The sequence below is a fragment of the Corynebacterium sp. HMSC055A01 genome (assembly GCF_001809405.1).
Lineage (GTDB): Bacteria > Actinomycetota > Actinomycetes > Mycobacteriales > Mycobacteriaceae > Corynebacterium > Corynebacterium hesseae.
In genome coordinates, this window is sequence record NZ_KV797598.1 from 122,137 (window position 1) to 137,864 (window position 15,728).

The 15,728-nt window shown below is 59.7% G+C and carries 15 protein-coding genes; 8 read left to right on the forward strand and 7 right to left on the reverse strand.

Going from position 1 to position 15,728, the window contains the following annotated elements:
* Positions 1–19 precede the first annotated feature (19 nt).
* Positions 20–1,162, reverse strand: coding sequence for a glycosyltransferase family 4 protein (locus HMPREF2604_RS13090; RefSeq protein WP_070565758.1), 1,143 nt, complete (start codon positions 1,160–1,162; stop codon positions 20–22).
* Between the two features lie 6 nt (positions 1,163–1,168).
* The gene (locus HMPREF2604_RS13095; RefSeq protein ID WP_070565760.1) at positions 1,169–2,365 is read right to left on the reverse strand and encodes an NAD-dependent epimerase/dehydratase family protein; all 1,197 of its coding nucleotides are present in this window, start codon (positions 2,363–2,365) and stop codon (positions 1,169–1,171) included.
* A gap of 245 nt (positions 2,366–2,610) precedes the next feature.
* Between HMPREF2604_RS13095 and HMPREF2604_RS13100 the strand changes: the two genes are divergently transcribed.
* A complete protein-coding gene (locus HMPREF2604_RS13100; RefSeq protein WP_070565762.1) occupies positions 2,611–3,267 on the forward strand; it encodes a hypothetical protein in 657 nt (218 codons plus the stop codon).
* A 128-nt stretch (positions 3,268–3,395) separates the two neighbouring features.
* On the opposite strand, the gene HMPREF2604_RS13105 is transcribed toward HMPREF2604_RS13100, so the two are convergent.
* Both HMPREF2604_RS13105 and HMPREF2604_RS13110 read right to left on the reverse strand, forming a co-directional pair.
* Positions 3,396–3,941 carry a gamma carbonic anhydrase family protein gene (locus HMPREF2604_RS13105; RefSeq protein WP_070565766.1) on the reverse strand — a complete coding sequence of 182 codons (546 nt, stop codon included), beginning with the start codon at positions 3,939–3,941 and terminating at the stop codon, positions 3,396–3,398.
* Between the two features lie 6 nt (positions 3,942–3,947).
* On the reverse strand, positions 3,948–4,355 hold the full coding sequence (locus HMPREF2604_RS13110) for a hypothetical protein (protein WP_070565768.1): 408 nt from the start codon (positions 4,353–4,355) through the stop codon (positions 3,948–3,950).
* A gap of 35 nt (positions 4,356–4,390) precedes the next feature.
* Between HMPREF2604_RS13110 and HMPREF2604_RS13115 the strand changes: the two genes are divergently transcribed.
* The 5 genes from HMPREF2604_RS13115 (at position 4,391) to HMPREF2604_RS13135 (ending at position 10,226) form a co-directional block, all read left to right on the forward strand.
* Entirely contained in the window at positions 4,391–5,260 is an 870-nt protein-coding gene (locus tag HMPREF2604_RS13115; protein WP_070565770.1) for a patatin-like phospholipase family protein, read from the forward strand.
* Positions 5,261–5,382: 122 nt separating this feature from the next.
* On the forward strand, positions 5,383–6,948 hold the full coding sequence (locus HMPREF2604_RS13120; RefSeq protein ID WP_070565772.1) for an aspartate-alanine antiporter-like transporter: 1,566 nt from the start codon (positions 5,383–5,385) through the stop codon (positions 6,946–6,948).
* Between the two features lie 198 nt (positions 6,949–7,146).
* Positions 7,147–8,325, forward strand: a complete 1,179-nt coding sequence (locus HMPREF2604_RS13125) for an acetyl-CoA C-acyltransferase (RefSeq protein ID WP_070565774.1) — start codon at positions 7,147–7,149, stop codon at positions 8,323–8,325.
* A 37-nt stretch (positions 8,326–8,362) separates the two neighbouring features.
* Complete coding sequence (locus tag HMPREF2604_RS13130; RefSeq protein WP_070563438.1) at positions 8,363–9,421, forward strand: enoyl-CoA hydratase/isomerase family protein; 1,059 nt, start codon at positions 8,363–8,365, stop codon at positions 9,419–9,421.
* Positions 9,422–9,461: 40 nt separating this feature from the next.
* Positions 9,462–10,226 carry an enoyl-CoA hydratase gene (locus HMPREF2604_RS13135; protein ID WP_070563440.1) on the forward strand — a complete coding sequence of 255 codons (765 nt, stop codon included), beginning with the start codon at positions 9,462–9,464 and terminating at the stop codon, positions 10,224–10,226.
* Positions 10,227–10,302: 76 nt separating this feature from the next.
* Here HMPREF2604_RS13135 and HMPREF2604_RS13140 read toward each other — a convergent pair whose 3' ends face one another.
* The 3 genes from HMPREF2604_RS13140 to HMPREF2604_RS13150 form a co-directional block, all read right to left on the reverse strand.
* Complete coding sequence (locus tag HMPREF2604_RS13140) at positions 10,303–10,803, reverse strand: MarR family winged helix-turn-helix transcriptional regulator (RefSeq protein ID WP_070565776.1); 501 nt, start codon at positions 10,801–10,803, stop codon at positions 10,303–10,305.
* 187 nt (positions 10,804–10,990) lie between these two features.
* A complete protein-coding gene (locus tag HMPREF2604_RS13145) occupies positions 10,991–12,721 on the reverse strand; it encodes an AMP-binding protein (protein ID WP_070565778.1) in 1,731 nt (576 codons plus the stop codon).
* A 159-nt stretch (positions 12,722–12,880) separates the two neighbouring features.
* Entirely contained in the window at positions 12,881–13,441 is a 561-nt protein-coding gene (locus HMPREF2604_RS13150) for a TetR/AcrR family transcriptional regulator (protein WP_070563447.1), read from the reverse strand.
* Positions 13,442–13,670: 229 nt separating this feature from the next.
* Here HMPREF2604_RS13150 and HMPREF2604_RS13155 point away from each other — a divergent pair, with 229 nt between their 5' ends.
* Both HMPREF2604_RS13155 and HMPREF2604_RS13160 read left to right on the forward strand, forming a co-directional pair.
* Positions 13,671–14,879, forward strand: coding sequence for an acyl-CoA dehydrogenase family protein (locus HMPREF2604_RS13155; protein WP_070565780.1), 1,209 nt, complete (start codon positions 13,671–13,673; stop codon positions 14,877–14,879).
* A gap of 49 nt (positions 14,880–14,928) precedes the next feature.
* Complete coding sequence (locus HMPREF2604_RS13160) at positions 14,929–15,678, forward strand: SDR family NAD(P)-dependent oxidoreductase (protein ID WP_070563453.1); 750 nt, start codon at positions 14,929–14,931, stop codon at positions 15,676–15,678.
* Positions 15,679–15,728 lie beyond the last annotated feature (50 nt).

Below are 15,728 nucleotides of genomic sequence, written 5' to 3' on the forward strand. Positions count from 1 at the left end.
AGTGCTCCTTGACTTGGTTTTATTCCCTGAAGAAGGGATGCTCGATAGCCTCCTCATAGGCCTGAAGGAGGGCTTGGGTGGATTCTACCCAGGAATACTTTTCGGCTTCGCGGCGGGCGGCAGCACCCATCGACTCCCGACGAGTGGCGTCACGAAGAAGGTCGACGGTAGCGCTGGCCCAGGCCTCATCATCGGCATCGGGCTCGATGAGATGTCCTGTAACGCCCTCCTCAATGACGAAGGGAATACCGCCGGCATTCGTGCCGATGACCGGCACACCCGAGGCGAAGGATTCCAGCGCCACAAGGCCCAGTGTCTCCGTGGCGGAGGGGAAGAGGAAGACATCTCCGACAGCGAAGGCAGCGGCGAGCTCCTCACCGGACAAGTAACCGGTGAACACGGTGTGCGAAGGATCGAAGTTGGCCTTGAGCTCCTCCAGCGCAGGACCATCTCCGACGACGGCAAGGCGGGCGTCACCAAGCTCTGCCCGAACCAGGTGCATCACGTGATCGAGGCGCTCCAAGTCCTTTTCCTTGGAGACCCTCCCGATATAGGTCACCAGCGGGGAGTCCGGGTTACCACCGGTGAGGCGCTCGCGCATCTGCGCGGTGGCGCGGCTGGGGTGGTAGGCCTGCGTATCGACAGCCTTGGGCCACAGGTGCACGTTGTGGATCCCCACCTCCCGAGCCTTATCCACCATGGGGCCTGAGGTGCAGAGATTCACCGCAGCCCGGTTGTGCAGGTACTTCAGAGCGGCCTCAGTCAGCGGGCGGGTCCACCCGATGCCCAGCGCATCGACGTATTCAGGCACGTTGGTGTGGAAGCTGGCCACCAGCGGCACGGCATCGCGCTGCGCGGCAAAGACACCGAGCGCCGCTGTCCAAATGGGATTGACCGCGTGGATGACATCGGGATCGAAATCCCTGATTTCCTTGAAGAACCTCCACGAGGGCAAGCCGAATTTAATCTCCGGGTAGACCCACAGCGACAAACTGGGTATGCGGGTGACCTCGAAGCCGGCGTAGGTTGCAGGGGCCTTGCCCGTGGCAAAAATCCGGACCTCATGGCCCATCGCGGCCAGCTGGTCCAGCGTGCGCGTCAGGCGCGTGACCACGCCGTCGATCTTGGGCAGGAAGACCTCGGTAACGATAGCGATGCGCACGGAGGACTAGGCCTCCGTGGAGGGAACGCCGGCGTGCTGCTGGCGCGTCCACAGCGATTGCGCCGGAATCTTGGAGCGGTCAGCGCGGTCGGCGTACTTGCGCGCGACTTCTTCGACCTCATGCAGCAGCCCTTCAGACAAGGTGGTCGGTTCCAACCCCAGGTTGAGGAAGGTGTCGTTGGTGACGTGGAGTTCATTTTCCGCGGATTCCTTGCGCGGGTTCGGTACGTAGGCCACCTCTGCGCCAGAGATCTTCGCCACCAACTCCGCTAAGTCACGCACGCGGTGGGTCTCCGTCATCTGGTTGATGATCTTGACGCGCTCACCGCGCGCCGGCGGGTTCTGCAAAGCTAGCTCGATGCAGCGCACCATGTCACGGATGTGGATAAAGGCGCGGGTCTGGCCACCGGTACCGTGCACGGTCAGCGGATAACCAATGCCAGCCTGGATGAGGAAGCGGTTGAGCACCGTGCCGTAGTCACCGTCATAATCAAAGCGGTTGATCAGGCGCTCGTCCTTCTGGGTCTGCTCCGTGTGCGTGCCCCAAATGATGCCCTGGTGCAGATCGGTGATGCGCAGCTCATCGTTCTTGGCGTAGTAGGCAAACAGGTGCTGGTCCAGCACCTTCGTCATGTGGTAGACCGAGCCCGGGTTGGAGGGGTAGAGGATCTGCTGCTTGACGACGCCCCCCTCGCCCGTATCCACCTGCACGTCCAGGTAGCCTTCCGGGATCTTCATTCCGGCGGTGCCGTAGCCGTAGACACCCATGGTGCCCAAGTGAGCGACGTGGATATCTTGCTCAGATTCCACGATGGCGGCGAGCAGGTTGTGGGTGGCGTTGATGTTGTTATCCACCGTGTAGCGCTTGGTGCGCGAATTCTTCATGGAGTAGGGCGCGGCGCGCTGCTCAGCGAAGTGCACCACGGCATCCGGGCGTTCGGTGTTCAGGAACTCCAACAAGCCGTCGTAGTCCTGGGCCACGTCGAGGTTGCAAAAGCCGATGGTCTTGCCGGAGACCTCGGTCCACGCAGCCAGGCGCTCTTCAATGGAAGCGATAGGTGTTAAGGATTCCGCGCCCAACTCCTCATCGATGGCGCGCCGGGAGAGGTTGTCCACGATGATGACGTCATGGCCTTGGTCGGAGAGATAAAGGGAAGCGGGCCACCCACAGAAGCCGTCTCCGCCGAGAATCGCTACCTTCATTTTTTATCTCTCCACATCTCTGTCGGGGGCATGAGCTACGGCGCCGCCGACGATGGGAGACCCCGTCGCGGCGGCAAGCACTTTTCAATACCTTACCGTTTACGGCCTTCACATGAGGGTCCTTAACGGTAAACAGTGAGTGAATGTTTCCTCAGGCTGCACCACTAGTCCGAGGCATGGCGCAGGGCGCTGAAGGCCAGGTGCCTAGAGCAAGTTCCGGAAACGCGCCCTGTACACTGGCCCGCATGCTCGAAGCCGTGCTCAATGCCTTTGCCGATTCCGTCAACGCCTTATTGATCGGAATCCTGGTGGCCATCGGCATCATGCTTCCGCGGGGTAGTTACCGCAAGATTGCGGCCCTCGTCATCGTTGGTGACTGGTTCGGAGTGCTCACCGCCGCCGCCGTGGTGATGTTCGTGTTCGTCGGCATCCAGGACAAGGTGGCCGCGGCCTTGGAATCACCTCTGCTGGGGTGGGGGCTGGTAGTCATAGGCCTTGCGCTGGGCCTTTTAGCCTGGCGATCCAAGGGTGAACCCAACGACTTGGTGCAGAAACTGCTCGGCCCGCTGCGCACTCCTTCGGTCAAGACCGTTGTGGTGGGCTATGCCATGGGCGTTATCCAGTCCTTGACCTCCGTGCCCTTTTTCTATGGCCTGATGCACCTAGCGGCCGGGGACTTTAGCAATACCGTTAAGTATGGTGGACTCTTTTTCTACGCCACGTTTGCGCTCTCATTGCCGACTGTGTGCGGGTTGTTCATCGCGCTTGTGCGGGCGAAGCCAGAGTCCTGGGCTGGTCGCGCCTTCGCGTGGGCGCGGGAGAACTCCACCACCGTGGCGTTGTGGAGCGGCTACGGCGTGGCAGCCTTCCTTGTGGTCATGGGCATCTTCGCTCTGCTTTAGGGGCTTGCCTTTAAAGCGACTCGGCAGCTGTCCTAGCTTCGCGGTGGTGGAACTGCCCTAGTTGCCAAAGTTCTGGCCAGATCTTGCGGCAGGTTCAGGAGTTTTGGCAACAACGGCAGGTGCGACTGCTATTCGTAGAGGACGGCGTCGAGGGGGAGGGCGTCGCCAAGCGGCGCCTGATTCTTTGAAATCTCAACGTAGCGCGCGGCGTGCGGGATGAAGGCGGCGGATTCCTCCTGGCTCAGCTCGCGCCGCACCTTGGCTGGAACCCCGGCGGCTAGGGCGCCGGCGGGAATGTCCTGGCCTTCGAGCACCACCGCGCCGGCGGCGATGAGCGAGCCTGGGCCCACGGTGGAGCCCGAAAGCAGGGTGGCTTTCATCCCGACGAGCGTGCCCGCGCCCACCTTCGTGCCGTGGAGCATGGCCATGTGGCCCACGGTGACGTCATCCTCCAGCACACACGGCTCAGCGGCTTCAACGTGAATCACACAGTTGTCCTGGATGTTGACGCGGGCGCCAAGGCGGATGGCACCAACATCCCCGCGCAGCACGCTGCCATAGAACACGGAAGAATCAGGCCCGATGGTGACGTCACCGATGATGGTGGCATTCGGGGCGATCCAGGCGCTGCGGTGGATGCGGGGAGTGTGCCCTTGGAAGGGGAGGATGAGCATGGCAGGCTAGCTTTCTTCAGGGGTGGTTTCGATGGAGACGGCAAGGGCCTCGGAGACCTCATGATCGCCGGGGTCGGCGCGAAGCTGGGCCAGCGTGTCCCGTTCCGCAGGGGATAGCGGGATGGCCCAGCCCCGCTTGGGATCATGGACCGGACGCTGTGCCTTCGTCGTGGGGGAGAGGTGCACTGTGGTCTTAGCACCACTTAAGCGCGCGGGCTCGCCGGAGCGCGCCACCTCACTGAGTACCTGTGCGCCGGCTGGGGAAGTAACAAGGATGATGAGGCTGCCGGCCGTGTGGACGGACAGGTGATCTACAGAGACCTCGACGGCGTGGGGATCCGGGGAAGCCAAGCGGACGGTGGAGGAGCCACCGAGCTTATCGACGATATCCTTTACCGCAGAAAACAAACTCATGGCGCGATCCTAGCGCGGGGGTACCATCGTGCAGTGTGATTGACGCGAAAGATACAGCACTCGTCATTGAAGGCGGCGGTATGCGCAATTCCTATACCGCCGCGTGCATCGTCAAACTCCTTAAGGAGGAGGTGGAATTCGGCTGGGTTGGAGGCGTGTCCGCGGGCTCCTCGCACACCGTGAACTTCCTTTCCCGCGATGTGGTTCGCTCCGAAGAATCCTTCGTGGACTTTGCCAAGAACCCCAGCTTCGGCGGCCTGGGCTCACTGTTGCGCGGTAGCGGCTACTTCAATGCGGAATTCATTTATGAAAAGGCCGCGGACCAAGACATGCCTTTTGACTGGGAAGCCTTTGACGCCAACCCCGCACAGATGTGTATTTCTGCCGCGCGCGCCGATACGGGGGAGAGCGTGTATTGGGGGCGCGAAGACATCAAGACGCAGGAAGACCTGATGGTGCGTGTGCGCGCCTCCTCGACGCTGCCGTTGATCATGCCGATGCGCGTCATCGACGGTGCGCCGTATGTCGACGGCGCCATGGGGGAATCCGGCGGCATCCTTATCGAGCAGGCGGAGAAGGCCGGGTTTGAGAAGTTCCTGTTCCTGGGGTCGAAACCGCGTGGCTACGTGCGGCCTGAGGTGGGGCGGCCGGCGGCGCTGCGACGAATCTTCCGAAAGTACCCTGCCGTGGCGGAGGCGATGATTGCCCGGCCGGCCCGGTACAACGCCTCCAAGGACCGGCTTCTGGAGCTGGAGAAGGAGGGGCGCGCTCAGCTTTTCTTCCCGGAGGATATGCAGGTGGCATCGACTGAGCGTTCTGTGACAAAGCTGCGCTCCAACTATGAGGCTGGGCGCGCGCAGACCTATGCCGAATGGCCGGCGTGGAAGGAATTCCTCAGCAGCTAGTGAACTCAGCGGGGTCGTGTGCGGCTCACTTTTGCCAACACGGTGTGAGTCGCGCCTCCTCTAGGGAGGAGAAACGGACCCATGCATGGAGTTTTCTGAGTGTTTTCTTACAATGATTTCCCGTGTTGGCACTATTTGATGGAAATATTTGGCTGAGCATTTTCTTTATTGCTTTGCTCGGCACGTTATTTGGCATGATTCCCTTCGGCCCGCTGCGCTTTGGCGCAGCCGGCACCTTGTTCGTGGGCTTGGCCATCGGCGCCTTTATCGATCTCGACGGCACGATCCTCAGCAGCCTGCAGGAGATGGGCCTTGGCCTCTTCATCTATATGCAGGGCTTGTCTGCCGGCGAGCGCTTCTTCAAAGGCTTCTCTGAACAGCTCAAGCACATGATTACTGCCGCGATAGCGGTGGTGGGTGCTGCCGCTGTGGCGCTTCTCGCGGGCGGCTGGTTGGGACTGTCGCCCTTGCTCTCCGTGGGCGTGTTCTCCGGTGCGACGACCTCGACGGCATCGCTTGCTGTGGCGCAACAGCAAACGGGCGAGGAACTGCCAGCCGTGGGCTACTCCTTGGGCTATCCGGTGGGCGTGGCCGTCGCCATTCTGCTCGTGGCCTTCCTGCTCAAGCAGTCCTGGCCGGGCAGTAAGGATAAGGACAATTCCGCGGAGGAGGTCTTCCGTTCCCGGACTATTCGGGTAACTAAGGACATCACCTACGACGAACTGGTGGAGCGATTCGAGGATCAGTTCGTTATCGCCACGATTCGCCGCGGCAATACCCGCACCGTGGCGGGGGACCATCCAGAGATTCGCAAGGGCGATATCCTGCGCGTGCTCGTGACGAAGGCGAAGAGGCGCGAGCTTACCGCCGCCTTGGGTAAACGCCAGCCCCAAGTACCCTTCGTGGACAAGCGCTTGGTCATTGAAAACGTGGTGGTCTCGAACACCGATATTGCGGGACGAACCGTGGAGGAGCTCAATCTTTTCCGGCGTTATGGTGGCCGCATTATCCATGTGGAGCGCGGTGATGAGGAGTTCCTCGCTAGCTTCGATACGCACCTTGATGCCGGTGACCGTGTGACGGTGATCGTGGATCAGGATCGTATGGGCGATATTCGCGATTATTTCGGTGACTCGGTTCAGGGCTACTCGCAGCTGAACTGGATCGCAGTGGGAGGTGGCCTGTTCTTGGGCTACCTCATTGCGCTCATCGTGGTGCCATTGCCGGGTGGTACGTCCTTTGAGCTGGGCTTCGCGCTGGGGCCACTGATTACCGGCCTTGTTCTTGGCGCTCTCCACCGCACGCGCCGCGTGCCTTGGAAGGTTCCGGCTTCAATCAACTTGGCTCTTCAGCAGTGGGGCCTTGTCATCTTCTTGGCTTCGGTGGGCTTGGCCTCGAGTGAGGCTTTCCAGTCCACGGCCTTTTCCTGGATGGGTGTCAAGTCCATGGTTCTGGCCGCCATCATTACCGTGGTTGCTGTTGCCATCTTCGCTGTTGCCAATAGGTTCCTCGGCCAGTCGGAGACCCGCACCGCCGGCGGTATCTCCGGTATCTTCGGCCAGCCTGCCGTGGTCAACTACGCCACGGGTATGAGTACGGATTCCCGCATCATGACTGGCTACGCGGCCACCATTGTGGTGGCGCAGATAGTCAAAATCGTGGTCATTCCGTTGATGCTCACGGTCTAATCTGCCACGAAAACTGCTGCGGGGAGCCTAGTCAGTGCTCTCCGCAGCTGGCCGTTTTGGAGCCTTCACCGCACTTCAAACTGTTTTGTGTCGCGCTGCTTTGGCATTGTGCGAGCATACATTGATGCAAAAGGGTGGCGCGGCACACAATCCATCGGTACGATTCTGGTTAACTTCGTACAGTTTGGAGAGCGAAATATGGACATCGTTATTGCGGGCGCTGCCCGCACGCCTTTCGGCAAGTTGCTTGGTTCCCTTGCACCCTTGTCTGCGACGGAGCTTGGATCCCGTGCCATCGCTGCCGCACTCGAGCAGGCACAGGTTCACCCTGACGACGTCGATGCCGTGGTGTGTGGCCAGGTCCTGCAGGCAGGTGTGGGGCAGAATCCCACGAAGCAAGCAGCACTAGGGGCAGGGATTTCTCCGAACGCGCACACCGCAACGGTCAACAAGGTCTGTTTGTCCGGCCTGACCGCGGTTATCGACGCCTCCCGGCTCCTTCGCTCCGGCGAAGCCACGGTGGTGGTCGCTGGGGGAATGGAGTCGATGTCAAACGCGCCGCACCTTCTGCCGCAGTCACGTAAAGGAAAGAAGTTCGGCTCCGTCGAGTTACTTGATCACATGGAACACGATGGCTTGCGCGCGGCAGACCTGGGGATTTCGATGGGCTCGCTGTCAGAGAAATATGCCGAACGCTATCCCGCAACCCGCCAAGAGCAAGACCGCTGTGCCGCGTTGTCCCACCAGCGCGCTGTGCAGGCGAGTGAGGAGGGAGCCTTCGACAAGGAAATCACTCCCATCACCGTGAGGAGTCGCCGCGACGAGGTCACTGTTTCACGCGATGAAGGAATTCGGGAAGGGGTTACTGAAGAAACCTTGGCCGGGTTGCGTCCAGCTTTTAAGCGCGATGGCAGCATTACCGCGGGCAACTCCTCACCGATCACGGATGGGGCGGCTGCAGTAGTTCTCACCACACGTGAGCACGCGGAAAAGGAAGGACTGCCGGTCATGGCGGTCCTACGGGCGCCAGGGCAGGTAGCCGGTCCGGATTCATCCTTGCAGGAGCAACCCGCTCGGGCTCTCCTCGCAGCCCTTGAGCGCCAAGGCTGGGGCATTGCTGATCTCGATCACATTGAGATCAATGAGGCTTTCGCCGCAGTGGTGGTTCATTCTGCCAAGGTCCTCGGTATCAATCCCGATGATGTGAACCCGCAGGGCGGTGCGATTGCCCTGGGGCATCCTATCGGTGCATCCGGTGCCCGGCTCGTAGCCCATGCGGCGCATCGCCTTGCGAGCGGCCAGGCCCATCGCGCGGGTGTCACTTTGTGCGGCGGCGGTGGCCAGGGTGAAGCGCTGTTGCTTGAAGCTCCACACTAGAACGCGCCCGATTGTCCATAAAGAGGAGGAATAGACGATGACGAATGAAATTATCCACGACATCCGCGGCCATGCTGGTGTTCTTACGCTAAACCGGCCCAAGGCCATTAACGCGCTAAATCAGACAATGATTGATGAGATGACGTCAGTTTTGAAGGACTGGCAGGACGATGATCGCGTCAAGCTCGTTATCCTCCGGGGCGCGGGTGATCGTGGGCTGTGTGCTGGTGGCGATGTTGCGGCCTTGTACCACGATGCACTGGAGGGCGGCACGGCAGGCGCCCATTTCTGGAAGACGGAATATGAACTGAACTATTTAATCTCCACCTATTCCAAGCCCTATGTGGCGCTCATGGAAGGCATCGTGCTGGGCGGCGGAATTGGTGTCTCAGCGCACGCCTCACACCGCATTGTTTGCGAGGATTCGCGCATTGGAATGCCGGAGGTTGGGATTGGGTATTCGCCCGATGCCGGTGGGTCCTATCTTCTGTCCCGAGCTGCGGATCGTCTTGGCCGGCACTTGGCGTATACCGCGATCCACGTGGGGGCCGCGGAGGCGATCGATACCGGCTTCGCGGACTACTTCGTGCCCAAGGACAAGCTCGATGCTCTCGTTGAGCAGCTGGTGGAGACGGGCGACCCAGCCGATATTGAGAAGTTCACTGAGTCAGTGGGCCCAGGCTTCGGTAAGGACCGCGCCGAAATGGTGGACGTCTACGCCGCAGACACCGCTGAAGAGACCCTTGCCCGCCTGCAAGAACGTGCAGCAGCAGGCGGCGACGGGCATTGGGCGGCGAAGGCCGCCAAGCGGATGAGCTTGAATTCCCCGCTGGGCATTCGCGTCACCGAGGAATCCTTAAATCGCAATGCGACGATGAGCTTCGCGGAGACCTTGACCCAGGAGTTCTGGATGTCCGTGAACATGCAAAAACACAAGGAATTTGTGGAGGGAATTCGCGCGCAAATCGTGGATAAGGACCGCAATCCCTCCTGGGAATATGAGTCCATCGGCGCCGTCCCCGACGACGTGGTGGCTTCTGTCCTTGAACCCATCGAGGGCAGCGTGGAAGCCCCAGAATTCAACGATCACCACTGATTAAATACCAATCAAGAACCACAGGAAGGACACTATTACCATGGCAATTCTTAGCGAGAAGCGCGGCCGCGTCGCACTCATCACGCTCAATCGTCCGGAGGCGCTTAATGCCCTGAACAACGACACCATGCTTGAAGTTACCCAGGCAGTTCAGGAATTCGACGCCGATGCAGAAGTAGGGGCAATCGTCATTACCGGTTCAGAGAAAGCGTTTGCGGCCGGTGCAGATATCAAGGAAATGTCTTCGAAGTCGGCGACAGAGATGTACACCGCGGATTGGTTCGCAGGTTGGGACGTCCTCACACGAGCCCGCACGCCGATCATCGCTGCAGTGAACGGATACGCGCTCGGTGGAGGTTGCGAGCTGGCTATGATGTGTGACTTCATCATCGCTGGCGACAAGGCCAAGTTTGGCCAGCCGGAAGTCAACTTGGGAGTCACGCCAGGCATGGGAGGATCCCAGCGACTGACCCGAGCTATCGGAAAGGCGAAGGCCATGGAGATGTGCCTGACTGGCCGCATGATGGCAGCCGAGGAAGCAGAACGCTCCGGCTTGGTAGCACGCGTGGTTCCTGCCGGTGAGCTCCTTGACTCGGCGCTGGAGACGGCGAAGCTCATCGCTTCAAAGTCCTTCGTGGCAACGTCCCAAATCAAAGAACAGGTCAATGCGGTTGATGAACTTTCATTGTCCCAGGGTATCCAGTTCGAACGGCGAACCTTTCACGCGTTGTTCTCTTCCCATGATCAGAAGGAAGGTATGGCAGCCTTCGTAGAGAAGCGCGACCCGGAGTTCAAGCACTCCTAAACCCTTAACCGCGAGTTAGCCTTTCTGCTTCTTCGGCCGCACGTGCGTGAGCGCACGCTTTTTAAAGAACAAATGGCTACTGGGCGTCGGGCTCCTCGACATCGTCACCGGCCGCGCGCCGGATGCGGTTGGCAGCAGCAATGATGCGGTCTTGCTCGCCAGTAGAAAGCGCAACGGAAGCAAAATAGCGATCAAGAGCAGGCCCCGCCGCCGAGGCCAACACGATGCCTTGGTCGGTGACCATGACCAAGGTTGAGCGTTTGTCTTTTGGATCGCTGACACGCTCGATAAGTTCGTCCTTCTCAAGTTTGCGCACCGTGTGAGTGAGTGACGCCGGTGGAAGCTGAAGCCGAGCGCTGATTTTAGACATGGGCATGCTTCCCGCACGTGACCACATGAGCACAGCGAGGACCTCAAACTGGTTGTAGCTTACCCCATAAGGAGCCAGCACATCTTCGGCGCCATTACGCAAAATGTGTGCGGCACGTTCGAAGGAGGATACCGTGGCGAGGCCACGAGCAGAGCGCGCGGAATAACGCTTCGTCCACTGACGGCGTGCTTCAGCGATGATATCCATGAGCGGAAAAGGACCTCCTTGCGGTACGTGAGATAACTATAAATGAGAGCTTCGCTGTTCTAAGTACCCGACCACATGCATCGTGGATAGGGCCGCAGACGGGGGAGAGCTACCGGGGGATTATGGCGTCGCAGATGCGAAAGCCCCAGCAGTGGGCTGGGGCCTGCGTTGCTGAAGGGCGGTGGGGTTAACCCTTTAGAGCTGGAAAGTCGGAATCCGCGTATTCCGTCGATGCCTTCGTCTCGCCGCCGTCAGCGGAGTGGATCTCGTTTTCGCGCTTGCGCAGATCTACACGGCGGATCTTGCCGGAGACGGTCTTCGGAAGTTCATAGAACTCGAGGCGGCGGATGCGCTTGTAGGGTGCCAACCCATCGCGGCAGTGCTTAAGGATGGACTCGGCGGTCTCCGCTGTCGGCTCGTAGCCGCCGGCGAGAGCGACGTAGGCCTTTGGCACGGCGAGGCGGATGGGATCCGGGGAGGGAACCACCGCTACCTCGGCAACTGCCGGGTGTTCAATGACAACGGATTCGAGTTCGAAAGGAGATAGACGGTAGTCGGAGGCCTTGAAGACATCGTCGGCGCGGCCAATGTAGAAAATGTAGCCGTCCTCATCGCGCTCCGCGGTGTCTCCCGTGTGGTAGTAACCATCGCGGAAGACTTCCGCGTTCTTGTCTGGGTCATTGAAATAACCCACAGTAAGGCCGACTGGGCGGGGATCGAGCTTCAAGCAGATTTCTCCGGTATCCCCAATCTCATCAGTAGCGGGATCCTTGAGCACGACTTCCCAGCCTGGCAGCGGACGCCCCATCGAGCCTGGCTTCACCTTTTGCTCCGGGGTGTTGGCAATTTGCAGCGTCGTCTCCGTCTGCCCGAAACCATCGCGAACGTTTGTGTTCCAGGCCTTGGCAATGGTGCTGATGAGCTCGGGGTTGAGCGGCTCGCCAGCCGCAACCAGCTTCTTCGGTGGGGTCTTCATACGGCCCAGGTCTGCTTGGACAAGCATGCGCCAGACCGTTGGCGGCGCGCAGAAGCTGGTGACGCCTTCTTCTTCCATCTTGTCCATGAGCGCAGCGGCGTCGAAGCGCGCATAGTTGTATAGGAAGATGGTGGCCCCGGCGATCCACGGCGCGAAGAAGTTTGACCATGCGTGCTTGGCCCAGCCGGGGGCGGCGACGTTGAGGTGGACGTCGCCAGGCGCCAAGCCAATCCAGTACATCGTGGTCAGGTGACCCACTGGATAGGACGTGTGAGTGTGCTCGACGAGCTTCGCCTTCGACGTAGTGCCGGAGGTGAAATACAGCAGGAGAGTCTCATCAGCCTTGGTTTCCTGCTTCGGCGTGTACTCTTCCGAGCCAGTAAAAGAATCCGAATAGCGCAGGGTGGGGTGCGCTGTCTGTGCATCTGGTTCATCACCGACCTGGATCAGGGTGAAGTCACCGCTGACGTCTTGGAATTTGGCGGCGTCCTCGGCATTGGCCACAACCCAGGAAATATTGGCTCGGTCAGTGCGGTCCTGCAGATCAGCCGCGCCAAGCATTGCGGTCGCCGGGTTAAGAACGAAGCCTGCCTTGATGCAGGCCAGCATGCACTCCCACAGCTCTACTTGATTGTTGAGCATGAGCATGACGCGATCGCCGCGCTGGACGCCCTGGGCCTCCAGCCAGTTGGCCAATTGTGCCGAGCGGGCTGACATCTCAGCAAAGGTACGGCGGGTGCTGCTGCCATCTGTCTCACAGATGACGAGAGCCTCGCGGTTCTTCGACTCTTCCGCAGTGGCGAGGTGATCAAACCAATCAAGTGCGAAGTTGAAGTGCTCGAAGCGCGGCCATTCGAAGTTGCTGCGGGCTGCTTCATAATCAGTCTGATAAGAAACCAGCAGGTCGCGGGCTGCTTGGAATTGTTCGGTCACCGTGGTCATTGGTTCTCCTCTAGCTTGTGCTCAAATGGGGAAGGACGGCGCACTGGCTATGGCCCGTGTCCCAAACCGTTCGTCTCTGTGACGTGGGTCGCAGCCTACTTTACTTCGAGTTCGAAGTAATGGCTAGAGATTTTCTGAACTGCCTTTGAAAGATGCAGGTTAGCGTAGTGAAATTCCGTGGAGAATGAGCTGGCCAAGGGTGTGGTAGGCCTCTGCTGGGGCCAGGGTGTCTGAGTAAAAGCCCTGCTGAATATCACTCATTGAGCGCTGGATAAGGCGGGAGACAAAGTCGGTGTACTCGGCGGTGAATTCCCCAGCCTCGACGCCCTGGCTGAGTAGCTTGTGGATAGTCTCGGTAGCTCTCCTCGTGTTGAGGCTATACACCTCCTGAGCGGCGGGGTCAGAGGCGAGGTCGCGCATGAACTCAGGGCTCGCGGGTTCCAGGGCAATGGTCATCGAGGAGAAGTATTTCTCAAGAGCTTGGGCGTATGTGGGCGCTGTGGTGACTGCGGTGCGACGGGTGATTTCTTTGAAGAAGCTAACCAGTACGCGGCGAATGATCGCGTCTCTGGATGGGCCTAATGCGTACATGGTCGATTTTGAGCATTGGTAGCGCTTCGTTGCGCCGTCGATGGTAAAGGATTCGAAGCCCTCGGCTAGAAAGTCCTGCAAGAGGGCATTGAACAGCTCGCGTTGTCGTGGCGTGAGTGGTTGGGTCATGAGTCTTTCTGCCTCTCGGTGGTCCTGGCTATGTGGGGTATTTGTGTGCGTTCTCCCCAGTCTGTTGCGCACAATGATCATAGAACACGGCGCGTAAGAGTACGGAAAGATGTATATTCGTACTCATTCAATGTGAAGAGCCCATTGATGCCTGAGTCCAAGAGCTTGTATGTGGCCTGGAGAAAGCCCATACATCGACCTTAAAACCCAGCTAGAAAGGTAGAAAGCTATGCCGCCGATTCTTAGTTCGCAACACCCCAGCGGGAAACATTTGGAGAGCATTAAGTACCCCCACGCTGATATTTTCGCGGTGGCAGATCGTCTCGTCCCAGAGGAACAGGCGCGTTTAGCAGAGATCCACGAGTTCTTGCAGACGGAGATTCGCCCTGTCGTAGGCGAATACTGGGACCGTGAGGAGCTGCCATTCGATCTTCTTCCCCGCATGGCGGAGATGGGCTTGGGCGAAATTGAACTCACGGATACCTCGCGCCTTTACCGCGGGCTGGTGTACGCGGAAGTAACCCGCGCGGACGTGTCCTTGTCTGCCTTGGTGGGCATTCACAACGAGCTGGTCCTCGGACTCATCGACAAGCTGGGCTCGCCAGAGCAAAAGGACACCTGGCTAGCAGGTTTGCGCCAGTTCACCAAGGTGGGTTGCTTTGCGTTGACCGAACCGGAGCACGGCTCCGATATCGCCGGTGGCCTTGCCACCACAGCAGAGCGCACCGCTGAAGGCTGGCTCATCAATGGAGCGAAACGTTGGATCGGGGCCGGCACCTTCGCCGATTTTGCTATCACCTTCGCACGGGATAAAGCAGACAATGAGATTAAGGCCTTCATCGTTGAACTCGACCGTGAAGGCGTAACGCGCAGCAAGATTTCGCGCAAGATGGGCCTGCGCATCATGCAGAATGCGGACCTTAAGTTCGACAACGTCCTCATCCCACACGAGAACCTGATTCCGGGTGCGGAATCCTTTGCCAACGTCAATGACTTCCTGTGTTATTCGCGCGCCTGGGTGGGCTGGCAGGGAGCCGGCTTGCAACTAGGCATCTTCGACAAGGCCCGCGAGTACGCGGTCAAGCGCCAGCAGTTTGGCAGGCCAATCGCCAAATTCCAGTTGGTCCAGGAGCAGCTTTCCCGCATCCTCGGCAACGCCACCGCGTCACTTGCCATGATGGCGCAGCTGGCAGAGGTTCAAGAACAAGGAAAGCTGGAAATGCCCTTTGCCGCCTTGGCAAAGGCAACTACCACCCGCCTGGCGCGCGAATCCGCTGCCGCGGGCCGCAACATCGGCGGAGGAAACGGCATCCTGACCGAATACGACTTGTCGAAGATGATGGATGATGCCGAGATTCTCTTCACCTACGAGGGAACCTACGCCATCAACTCGCTCATCGTCGGCCGCGCTGTCACCGGCGTTTCAGCTTTCGTTTAAACAGCCCTGTCAAACCCCACACCCCACGGTGATTAAAGGAGAAAACACCATGAACCTGCACGAAGCATCCGCCGTCGTTACCGGCGGTGCATCCGGCCTCGGGGCCGCAACGGCCGCAGAACTCGCGGAGCACGGAGCCACGGTCACCGTGCTCGATCTGTCCGTCCCGGAGGAGAAACAAAACGGAATCAATTACACGGCAGTTGACGTCACCGATGCAGCCGCAGTACGCGAAGCGGTTCTCGCCGCATCCAAGCAAAAGCCTTTGCGCGTGGCGGTGAATTGCGCAGGCATCTGCCCTTCAGCACGCATCTTCGGGCGAAAAGGCCCCCACGACCCGGAGCTGTTTTCTAAGACGATCAACGTTAACCTCATGGGAACCTTCCACGTCATGACCGCAGCCGCCGAGGCGATGGCCCAGGCAGAACCACTCGACGAAGACGGCCAGCGCGGAGTCATCATCAACACCGCTTCCGTCGCGGCCTTCGAAGGGCAGGTTGGCCAGGCGGCCTACGCGGCGTCGAAGGGCGCGGTGGCTGCCCTGTCGATTACCGGGGCTCGGGATCTCGCCTCGTTGGGAATCCGTGTCAATGCCATCGCGCCGGGCGTCGTAGCTACCCCGATGATGGAACAGATCACTCCGGAGTTCCGCGAGCAGCTCGAGGCCACCGTGCCTTTCCCAGCAAGGCTGGCAAAGCCGGAGGAATTCGCCGCCTTAGCTGTGTCCATTACCGAGAACCCCTATATCAATGGCGAAACGATTCGCTTGGATGGTGCGCTGCGTATGCCGCCACGCTAAGGGCCTCATCACGAGAATCAACCCTAAGACACCCATTACGCGCGCATTGT

What these genes read in the sequence shown, in the direction of transcription:
- HMPREF2604_RS13095 (WP_070565760.1), bottom strand. Translation starts at nt 2,365, where the DNA reads ATGAAGGTAGCGATTCTCGGCGGAGACGGCTTCTGTGGGTGGCCCGCT.
- HMPREF2604_RS13100 (WP_070565762.1), top strand. Translation starts at nt 2,611, where the DNA reads ATGCTCGAAGCCGTGCTCAATGCCTTTGCCGATTCCGTCAACGCCTTA.
- HMPREF2604_RS13105 (WP_070565766.1), bottom strand. Translation starts at nt 3,941, where the DNA reads ATGCTCATCCTCCCCTTCCAAGGGCACACTCCCCGCATCCACCGCAGC.
- HMPREF2604_RS13110 (WP_070565768.1), bottom strand. Translation starts at nt 4,355, where the DNA reads ATGAGTTTGTTTTCTGCGGTAAAGGATATCGTCGATAAGCTCGGTGGC.
- HMPREF2604_RS13125 (WP_070565774.1), top strand. Translation starts at nt 7,147, where the DNA reads ATGGACATCGTTATTGCGGGCGCTGCCCGCACGCCTTTCGGCAAGTTG.
- HMPREF2604_RS13130 (WP_070563438.1), top strand. Translation starts at nt 8,363, where the DNA reads ATGACGAATGAAATTATCCACGACATCCGCGGCCATGCTGGTGTTCTT.
- HMPREF2604_RS13135 (WP_070563440.1), top strand. Translation starts at nt 9,462, where the DNA reads ATGGCAATTCTTAGCGAGAAGCGCGGCCGCGTCGCACTCATCACGCTC.
- HMPREF2604_RS13140 (WP_070565776.1), bottom strand. Translation starts at nt 10,803, where the DNA reads ATGGATATCATCGCTGAAGCACGCCGTCAGTGGACGAAGCGTTATTCC.
- HMPREF2604_RS13145 (WP_070565778.1), bottom strand. Translation starts at nt 12,721, where the DNA reads ATGACCACGGTGACCGAACAATTCCAAGCAGCCCGCGACCTGCTGGTT.
- HMPREF2604_RS13150 (WP_070563447.1), bottom strand. Translation starts at nt 13,441, where the DNA reads ATGACCCAACCACTCACGCCACGACAACGCGAGCTGTTCAATGCCCTC.
- HMPREF2604_RS13155 (WP_070565780.1), top strand. Translation starts at nt 13,671, where the DNA reads ATGCCGCCGATTCTTAGTTCGCAACACCCCAGCGGGAAACATTTGGAG.
- HMPREF2604_RS13160 (WP_070563453.1), top strand. Translation starts at nt 14,929, where the DNA reads ATGAACCTGCACGAAGCATCCGCCGTCGTTACCGGCGGTGCATCCGGC.